This window comes from Pseudomonadota bacterium, from assembly GCA_030860485.1.
In the GTDB taxonomy this organism is placed as follows: Bacteria; Pseudomonadota; Gammaproteobacteria; order JACCXJ01; family JACCXJ01; genus JACCXJ01.
This window is the reverse complement of record JALZID010000117.1, coordinates 1-8700: the sequence shown is the minus strand read 5'-3', so window position 1 is coordinate 8700 and position 8700 is coordinate 1. Positions and strand designations below refer to the sequence as shown.

Here is an 8700-nt window from a genome sequence, read left to right as displayed (position 1 = left end):
GCGCGAAAGCCGAGATCCACCTCGCTCGGTATGCCGAAGAAGCTATAGGCCGCATGCAGGCGCGGCTCGACCCCCCAGGTATAGTAATCACGCAACCGCCCCTGCACCGAATTGCAGGCATCGAGGTTCACGGCAAGACCCGCCTGCCTCGCCTCGCTGAAGGTCCGCCCATTGACCAGGGTCCCATCGCACTGAGTGTCCGTGGTGCGACTCGACTGCCGCCACCAGTCCCGATGAAAGTGGGACCAATAGAAGCTGGTGGTAAGGGTCAGGTCATCGTTAAAGTAGAACTCGTGGGTCGCGGAGGTCCCCCAACGGTCGGCGTCGAATTCATCGTTCTTGAAGGGGTTGTAACGGATACCAAAGTTGCGCAGCTCAGCTTCGGTGATCCCGGTGTAACCGACCTGAGAGTCTTCTCCAAAGTAGTTGCCCCGCAGGATCAGGGCATTCCTCTCGTTGATGTTGAATAGTCCTTTGAGGTTGACGTCGTCGACGTTTAAGTGGGTGTTGTCACGGGACCCGTCACTTTGCCTATGGATGTAATCCAGCAGCCCGCCAGCCTTGTTCCAAGTGCCGCCATAGTTGGCGTGGACGTTGTAGTAGTCCCGGCTGCCCCCGGTGAAGCCCAAGAAGCCTTGGGGCTTTATGGGTGGAGTGGGGGTAATGTAATTAATGATGCCGCTGCTCGTCTGCGGTCCGAAGAGGATCTGTCCAGCGCCTTTCAAGACCTCGATGCGCTCGAAGCGATCCACCGGCGGGTGATAGTAGCTGGCATTATCTCCGTAGGGCGCAAAGGAGAGCGGAAGACCGTCTTCCAGGAGAAGGGTCTTGGTGGAGCGGGTGGGGTTTTGACCGCGGATACCGATATTGGGGCGCATGCCGAAGCCCTCCTCGTCGCGGACATTGACCCCGGGGACCTTGCGCAGGGCCTCATTGGTGGTGAAGACGTGGCTCTTGTACAGGGTCTCCTGCGGGATGATGAAGCCCGAGCCTGGGATCTCCTTTAGCCGTTCTTCTGTTCCGATCACTTCTATGGTTGGGAGATGTACCACTTCCTCGACGGTCGGTAGATCCGCCTCCGGCCTGGCCCTTTCTCCAGTCTCTTTGCCTCGCATATCCGTTCCGTCGCCTGGTTGGGCAATTGCCAAGTTACCTGAGACCGAAATGGATGCGATGGCCAGCCAGATCGCAAGCCATTTCGAATGATCCTGGGCCGGATGACCCCACCCATTGAGCCACACCACCGGATTCTTGCACATTATACCCCCGTCGTTGCAGTAACTTCATTTATGACTGATATACCCATCGCGAACAGGTTTTCCGCTCCCGGTCAGGACGCCCCGAGGATCGGGAAATTATCGGCGAGCAATGAGCGCAGCGCTTTGAGATATCGTCGCGACTGCCCACGGCGGAGGCAATAGGCGTTAACCTCGGTGAATATTTCTTCGCAGCCATACTTCCCCCTGAATTGCTCAACTCGGCTGGCTGGCTACGCAAGCGGGAGGCTTGTTGGCTGGCTGTTATTTTTGTGCCCGGGTGAAACGTTCCTTTCAAACTTTCGATGCAATAGGCTTTACGCCTTCACGCCGCGCGAGCCAGAAAGTCAACGCGACGAGTGCGAGCGCAAACGCTTGCGCGGCGAGGCTTTTTGCGGTCGGATAGATGCCGAGCAGCGGCAGAGACACGAACGGGACCGGATTGACGTCTATCACGCCAGCCTCTTGCAGCGCCGCGATTCCGTGACCGGCGAAGACGACGGCGAGCAGCGCGATCAAGAGCGAAGTTATCGCGAAGAACCGGCCGATGGGTAAACGCACGCTGTATTTGAAAATCGCGAAGCCGATCGCGGCAAGCAAGATCGCGGCAACGCCGATTCCAGCAACGACACTGCCGCGTCCGCTGGCAGCGGCTTGCACCCAAAGCGGCTGGTAGAAAAGCACGATCTCGAAAAGTTCGCGGTAGACCGCGAGGAACGAAACGAGCGCCATTGCAGCGAGCGTGCCTTTGGAAAGCGCGGCGCCGACTTGTTGGCGAATGAATCGGCTCCAGGCTTGCGCGTAGGATTTCCCGTGCAGCCAATAGCCGACGTAGATCAGCATCGCGGCGGCGACGAGGGCGGTGACGCCTTCGGTCAGCTCGCGGTTCGCCCCGGAAATGTCGATGAGGTAAGTCGCCGCAAACCAGGTGAACGCGCCCAGGATGAGCGCCACGATCCAACCCGCGTGCACCCACGGCAATGCGTCGCGCCTGCCGGTCTTGACTACGAAGGCGATGATCGCTGCGAGCACGAGGATCGCTTCGACGCCTTCGCGCAAGAGAATGATGAGCGAGCTCACGAAAGCCGTAGTGGGCGAAAGCGATCCGGCCCCGAGGCGCTTTTCCGCCCTCGCCAGGAGCTCATCGAGCTGCGCGATCCGGCTTTCGACTTCTGCCGAACGCGCGCCGCTTCCGATCGAATTGCGAAGCAGCATCATCTCGCGCTCGATTTCGACTCTTAGATTGAAATCCACATTGTCCAAACTCGCTTCGATTAGCTCGAAGCCTTCGAGATACACGGTGATTGCGAGCTGCCGTGCGAGATCCGCGTTGCCGCTTCGATACGCGGCCAGAGCTTCTTCAAGCTTCGCACGAGAGAAAGCGAGCGGAGATGGTTTCGTCGCGGCGAGCGCTTGCGGCTCGGCGATGAGATGGTCCTGTGCGAGGGCCGCGTTTTCGCCGTACCGCTCAGTGACTTCATTGGCCGAGAGCGTGACGAGGTTGCTCAAATCGGGAAACGCATCGCGCGCTTCGCCTGTTTCCCATGCGTGCTTGCCTTCGTTTACTTCCGGCTGGGGAACGCCGATGCTCGCGACGTAGAACGCGAGCGCCCAGCGATCGTGTTCGGAGAGCTCACCGAATCGGCGCATGGCAGTTCCCGCGACGCCCAGACTGATCGTGTTGTAGAGGCCATAGACGCTGCGGCTCGCCATGCGCTCTTGGTCGTGAAAATTGGACGGGGCAGGGTCGAGACCTTGAGCGAGCGGACCATCGCCTCGTCCTTCGACGCCATGACAACCCGCGCAATCCGCCGTGTAAATCGCCGCAGGTTGCGAGAGATCGGGCGCGGTTTTGGGGACGACGGCGATGTCGGACGCGCGAATGACGTCCCAGCGCAGTTCATTGGCGAGACGCGAAACTTGCTTGCCCGCCGCTTTATCCGCGATTTGCGCCTTGAGGGTTTGCGCTTTCGCGAGTAGTCCTTGTGTCGCCGCTACGTCGGGAAGCGATTGCAGTGACATGATAACTTGGGAGGAAAACTCGAGTTGTTCCTGGTATTCGGCCCCGTCGAGTACTTTGCCGCCTTTCACAAACTCGGGGTAATCCACGCTTATGTAAGCGAGCAGGTGCACGATCGTTTGTGCACGCGTCTCAACAGACTGGCCAGCGGCGACCGCTGGCGCTAAGAACAAGAGAACAGCAAGAATAATCTTCTTCACCGTCTCTCCTCACTCATCCACGAAGTGCAGGGTGCCGAACAGGCCATCGGCCTCGCCGTTCGGCCCGGCGGTGAAGTACAAGTAATTCGCACGGCCGAGGCTCGCGCCGTTGCCGAAGGCGAGGCCCCAGAGGCCATCGATCTGGATGGCCTGCCGATCGCGGCCGCGTAAATATCCCCTCTGCCGCCCGCTCTTCAAGCCGAAGGCCACCAGGGTGCCGTCGCCGAAGTTGCCGACGATGAGGCGCTTGGAGAACGGGCCGAATCCCTCGGGGGCCACGACCAACCCCCAGGGCGCGTTGAGCCTGCGGCTCGCGTGCAACGTACGCAGGTGCCGGCCGTCCAAATCGAACTCCGCGATATACCCGAGCCCCGGCCCCTGCTCCTCCTCGACCGGATCCTCCGTGGTCCTGGCGTAGGCCACGAACAAGCCTTGCCTTGGTGCCTCGTCGATCCCGTATTCCAGGAACTGGATGTTGAAGGGCGCGAAATCCTCGGGCACGTCGGCGGGGCGCGGGAAGGCGCCGTTCAGGATCGGCTGGTAGGCGCCGTCGAAGCTGTCGATCCGGCGCAGGCCGAAGTTGGCGGCGTAGAGGCGGTTGCCCGACGAAAAGGGCGTGATCGCGAGGCCCTTGTACACCGATCCGTCCTCACCGTTCACGGCGATGGTGAAGGAGCGCATGCGTTGCGCCTGGCTCGATCCGGTCTCCGCCCAGCACTGGAGGTTGCCGTCCTCGGTCACGACGAGGAACCGGCTCGGGGCCGCGATCGGGGCGCCGGTGAAGCTCGCGCCGGCACACGGGAACTCGCCCGAGCCGCTGAAGACCTGACCGGTCGGCGTGGATGATTGATCGGGCGTCGCCGGGGCCGGCTCGACCCGCACCGTCTTGAGGGCGTCCTGGAAAAGCGGTGTCGTATCGGTATCGCCGACGTAGGTCACAACGGTCCCCGAATCGGTATTGGCGATCCACCAATGCCAGCCCGCCCCGGCCGGACGCAAGGCCAGGCCCCAGGCGTTCAAGACGAGGTCGTTTCGGAGCGTCTTCCGACCGGGCTCGAGGCGGGTGCGGTACTTGTCTCGAAAATTGGTGATGAGATTACGCTGCAGGTAATAGCCCTGCGCCGCGTTTGCATCGTGTGGTGCGATCGCGGCCAATGCCATTACAATAAGAATGGCGACGTGCTGCGTTATCCGGATCATGGAAGGTCCTCCACGCTCATGCCAGGACCAACAAACGATCGCCCGGTTGCCACTCGCAGGCGGTGAGCCCGCCCGCCTGGAAGGCAGGACGAGCCGCAGCGTCGGCCGTGACGCTCGCGACCCGCCCTTCCGGATCGAGGAGGAAGGTCGCCCGTGCCGCCACGCCTTCATCCCTCTGGAAACCGTGGGGCGGGCGCCTCGTAGCCGTGGATCTCGGTCGGGCACACGAAGGTGAAGTCCTTGCGATAAAAGAACAGGACCGACCAGCGGCCTACCAGCGCGCCGAGCCGCAGGCGCTCGAAGCGGTCATCCAGCGTGAGCGCGTGGACCTCCAAGTCCGGTGTCGGGTTTCCGATCAGCAACATGGCCGTTTCTCCGTGGAGTTTTTCGTTCGGTTCAATGCGCCGACCGAGACGATGCCGCGCCAGATCCCAGGGTCTTCCAGTCGACAATACTTCGCTCATACGGCCTCCTGCCAAAGGGTCTCTTCCAAGGATGGACGTGGATCCGATGGCTGCCTCGGACACGAGAGCCCATGGATCGCACGCACGTGCCAGCGCGCCGCCATGGTCCGGTAGAGGGGCCGCAAGGCCCAGTCGGGCAGGTCCCTGTGCTCGGCAATGATCCGCAACTGGCGGCTGATCCGGAGTGCGAGGCAGTCCCGGACCGCGTCGTCATGGCACGCGAGGTAGTGGGCCATGAGCACCCCCAGCCCCGCGTGCAATAGCTCAAGATCGTTGATCAATACCGAAGGACACACGGACGATGCGCACATCAGGGATCACCTCTCCATTAAAAACCTGTAGGAAACCGAGAGCTTGAAATTCCGCCGCCCTCATCGATGAGCGAGAGGGGGCGGCGGTACGACTTGTCGGCCAGGTTCTCGATCCCGAAATCGACCCTGAGGCCCGAATAGCTCGCCCCCGCCGGCAACCAGCTCGCATAGAGATCGCAGACCCCATTAGCCCGGGGTTACGGCAACGCCCGCCGGCACCTGGTCCCGGCGTTCGACGAAACGGCCGCGCCCGGTGAAGACAAGGCTAAGCTGCGGATACCCGCAGGCCGAGCGTCGCCACGAGCTTGTCCGGGGGGACGGATGTGAGTGCTCGCCCTGCATCCTTGCCCCGCGTCTCCGAATAGCTCATGGCCGCGAAGAAGCGGGAGGCGTCGTACCCGAACTCGGTCTCGAAACCGCGGAGCTCGGCTTTCTGGGGATTGTTGGGCGGGTCGTCCCCGCGAAGATGTCCACCTCGAGATCGATGAAGTCCTCGACGTCGATATGAAATAGGCGGCTTCCAGGCGCAACCGGTCGCCCTCGATCAAGGGATCGTCGAAACGCGTGCGCAGGCCCGCCCGGTGGTCTCGGGCTGCAAGTCCGGATTGGGGACGAAGAAGTTGTCCGGGAAGACGCCCGGGATGCCGCGGAAATGCAAGCCCTCGGCGGACTCCTCGGTGAGGCCCGGGGCGAGGAACGCCTCCGCATAGCTGCTCCAGATCGTCAACCACTCCGTGGTACGGAAGAGCAGTCCGGCCTTCGGCGACACCTCGCTCTCGGCGCTGTGGTCCCTCTCGCCGGCGGCGGAGATCGACCACCATCAAGACCGGCAAAGCGACTCGACTCGACACGTGACAGCCTCCCAAAAGGGTTCGGGCTGGCTGCCGCGTGCCGTCGGGCACGCGGTGGCTCGCGTTCGTTACGACTACTTGGTCAGGATCAACTTCCCGGCCCGCGTGTGGCGCAGGTGGTACTCCTGCCCGGCATGCTCAATGATGACCTCGTCCCGGCCGGCCAGGAGATCGCGGCTCGTCAGCCGCCGCTTCGGGGCCGTCGTGTCGCGGGTCCCCGCGCCCTCCGAGGCGCTTCGCCGCCGCTCGGGTGTGTCGGGCATGCCGACAAATGATAATGCTTCTCATTCGTATGTCAAGGGGTCCCCGATCCGAGGTCCGGCAGCTCACACGCTGATCAACTTGGTGGAGGACCTGCCATGCTAAGCCGCGCTAAGAGATGCGGGTCAGGGAGGCGCCCCATCGCTCGCCGCAATCTCCTGTACCCAGGCGCTGCCGCGTTCGCGGATCAGGAGCTCACAACGCGCGCGCACCAGCATGAGGGACAGGTAATAGCCCGTGAAGGCGAGGGCCATGAGGAGGAGCGGGGCTAGCATGGAGGGATGGATGGACGGGGCGCCGAGCTTGGTGATGGTCGGGCCCTGGTGGAGCGTGTTCCACCACTCGACCGAGTAATGGATGATGGGGAGATCCACGACCCCGACCAGCGCCAGGATGGCGGCCGCGCGGCTTGCGGTGCGGCGGTCCTCGATGGCGGCGTCGAGGGCCATGTAGCCCAGATACAAAAACAAGAGCACGAGCTCCGAGGTGAGGCGCGCGTCCCATACCCAGAAGGTCCCCCACATGGGTTTGCCCCAGATCGATCCCGTCGCGAGGGCGAGCGCGGTGAAGGCCGCGCCGATCGGGGCGCTGGCCGCGGCTACGACCTCCGCCACCTTGACCCGCCAGATGAGGGCCACGGCCCCGGCACCGGCTAATATCGAATAGACGAATAGCGACATCCAGGCGCTCGGGACGTGTACGAACATGATCCGGTAGCTGTCGCCCTGCTGGTAATCGGGCGGGGCGACGAAGAGCCCGAGATAGAGCCCGACGAGCATGAGGATCGCCGTAACGGAACCGATGCGTCTCGACCAGCGCAGAGAAAAGGCATAGAACTCTCTGGGGCTCGCGAGGTGGACCATAATCAAATCATCCGCGCACGCGCAGTGCCGCGGCCGCGGCGATGGGCGCGAGCGTGAGGGCGAGCACGAGGAGCGCCGTGAGCATGTTCAAATGGGCGCTCGGTGCCAGGCCGCGCTGCACGGCGCCGCCAGCGCCGGTCGCGAAGATCAGGATGGGCAGGTAGAGCGGCAGGAGCAGGAGCGCGAGCAGGATCCCCGCGCCGCGCAGCCCGACCGTGAGCGCCACCCCCACTGCGCCGAGCAGGCTCAATGCCGGCGTGCCGAGCACGAGGCTCAGGAGCAAGGTCGCGGTCGATTCCATCGTCAGGCCGAATTGCAGCGCGAGCAGCGGCGCCAGCAGGAGGAGCGGCAACCCGGTCGCGAGCCAGTGCGCGCACACCTTGGCGAGCACCAGGACCGGCAGGGGGTGCGGGCAGAGCAGGAGTTGCTCGATGCTGCCGTCCTCCAGATCCGGGCGGAACATGCCTTCCAGCGACAACAGGGTGGAGAGCAGCGCGGAGGCCCAGATGGCGCCGGGGCCGATGGCCGCGAGAACCTTGGGATCGGGCCCGAGCGCGATCGGGAAGATGGTCGCGACCATGGCGAAGAACAAGAGCGGGTTGGCGGCCTCCGCGCGATGGCGCGAGACACACAGGAGATCGCGCCTGATGAGTCCGAGGCAGGCGCGCCACAGGCCGCTCTGCCGGCTCATGCGGCGAGGCGCAACACGCGTGCATGATCGATGCGCAGGGGATGGTGGCTCGTGACGATGGCGAGCCCGCCGCGCTCGGCCTGTTGTTCCAGAAGCCGCGCCACGGTCGCGATCGCGGTCTCGTCAAGCGCGGCGAAGGGCTCATCGAGGAGCCATAGCCGGGCGCCGCTCGTGAGGATCCGGCAGAGCGCCAGCCGCCGGCGCTGGCCCGCGGACAGATACCGGCCGAGGGTATCGCAAAGCTCCGTGAGGCCGAGGCGATCGAGTGCATCGGCCGCCGCCAGTCCCCCGCCGCGCAGGGCCTGTGCCACCTCCAGGTCCTCCCACACCGTCAGCTCCGCCTTGACGCCGTCGGCATGGCCGAGATAGGCGAGGTCGCGCAGGAACTCGATGCGCCCCTCGTCGATACGCCGCCCGCACCAGCGCACCTCGCCCGCCGTGGGCGGCGTCAAACCGGCGATGCCCCGCAAGAGCGTGGTCTTGCCGGAACCGTTCGGCCCCGAGATCTGCAACACCTCGCCGGCCTCGAGATCGATATCGAGGTTCGAGAAGACGAGCCGCTCGCCGCGCCGGCATTCGAGCC

General features: G+C 63.8%; 11 protein-coding genes. All 11 read right to left on the bottom strand.

The genetic code is table 11. The features are described from left to right. A partial coding sequence (locus M3461_06820) for a TonB-dependent receptor plug domain-containing protein (protein MDQ3774087.1) occupies positions 1-1115 on the bottom strand: 1115 nt, incomplete at its 3' end. A gap of 435 nt (positions 1116-1550) precedes the next feature. Continuing rightward, entirely contained in the window at positions 1551-3476 is a 1926-nt protein-coding gene (locus M3461_06815; GenBank protein ID MDQ3774086.1) for an FTR1 family protein, read from the bottom strand. A 9-nt stretch (positions 3477-3485) separates the two neighbouring features. Beyond that, the gene (locus M3461_06810; protein MDQ3774085.1) at positions 3486-4676 is read right to left on the bottom strand and encodes a TIGR03118 family protein; all 1191 of its coding nucleotides are present in this window, start codon (positions 4674-4676) and stop codon (positions 3486-3488) included. Between the two features lie 16 nt (positions 4677-4692). Next, entirely contained in the window at positions 4693-4839 is a 147-nt protein-coding gene (locus tag M3461_06805; protein MDQ3774084.1) for a hypothetical protein, read from the bottom strand. 4 nt (positions 4840-4843) lie between these two features. Next, positions 4844-5140, bottom strand: a complete 297-nt coding sequence (locus M3461_06800) for a redoxin domain-containing protein (GenBank protein MDQ3774083.1) — start codon at positions 5138-5140, stop codon at positions 4844-4846. Then, positions 5137-5451, bottom strand: coding sequence for a hypothetical protein (locus tag M3461_06795; protein MDQ3774082.1), 315 nt, complete (start codon positions 5449-5451; stop codon positions 5137-5139). Before M3461_06795 ends, M3461_06800 begins: the two co-directional genes overlap by 4 nt. 544 nt (positions 5452-5995) lie before the next feature. Continuing rightward, on the bottom strand, positions 5996-6220 hold the full coding sequence (locus tag M3461_06790; protein MDQ3774081.1) for a TonB-dependent receptor: 225 nt from the start codon (positions 6218-6220) through the stop codon (positions 5996-5998). A gap of 156 nt (positions 6221-6376) precedes the next feature. Further along, positions 6377-6565 (bottom strand): hemin uptake protein HemP, encoded by a 189-nt coding sequence (locus M3461_06785; GenBank protein MDQ3774080.1) that lies wholly within the window; start codon positions 6563-6565, stop codon positions 6377-6379. A gap of 123 nt (positions 6566-6688) precedes the next feature. Continuing rightward, complete coding sequence (ccmC, locus tag M3461_06780) at positions 6689-7426, bottom strand: heme ABC transporter permease CcmC (GenBank protein MDQ3774079.1); 738 nt, start codon at positions 7424-7426, stop codon at positions 6689-6691. Between the two features lie 7 nt (positions 7427-7433). After that, entirely contained in the window at positions 7434-8117 is a 684-nt protein-coding gene (gene ccmB / locus M3461_06775) for a heme exporter protein CcmB (protein MDQ3774078.1), read from the bottom strand. Further along, a partial coding sequence (gene ccmA / locus M3461_06770; protein ID MDQ3774077.1) for a cytochrome c biogenesis heme-transporting ATPase CcmA occupies positions 8114-8700 on the bottom strand: 587 nt, incomplete at its 5' end. The genes ccmB and ccmA, both read right to left, overlap by 4 nt.